The organism is Stenotrophomonas sp. GbtcB23, from assembly GCF_019091045.1.
Classification (GTDB): Bacteria; Pseudomonadota; Gammaproteobacteria; order Xanthomonadales; family Xanthomonadaceae; genus Stenotrophomonas; species Stenotrophomonas rhizophila_A.
The window spans coordinates 1-240 of sequence record NZ_JAGXKC010000637.1 but is presented as its reverse complement, the minus strand read 5'-3'; the positions used below and the strand labels follow the sequence as shown (position 1 = coordinate 240).

Here is a 240-nt window from a genome sequence, read left to right as displayed (position 1 = left end):
CCAGCGCCGCGGCCGCGCCACCGGCGGCCAGCACGTCATAGCCCAGTCCGGTGAGCGCTTCCACCGAGAGCTGCCGCACGGTCGGCTCGTCTTCCACCACCAGGATCAGCTCGCGGCTGCCTGCGGGCATCCGAAGCCCGGCCGGGGCCGCAGGCGCCACCGGCGCCGCCTCGGCCACCAGTCGGGGCAGGTAGAGTCTCACCGTGGTTCCCCGGCCGATATCCGCGCACAGCTTCACGT

1 pseudogene is annotated in these 240 nt (G+C 73.8%); it reads right to left on the bottom strand.

The annotated features are described in order from the left end of the window. A pseudogene (locus KVS69_RS20400) lies at positions 1-202 on the bottom strand (hybrid sensor histidine kinase/response regulator); the annotation flags it as partial. Positions 203-240 lie beyond the last annotated feature (38 nt).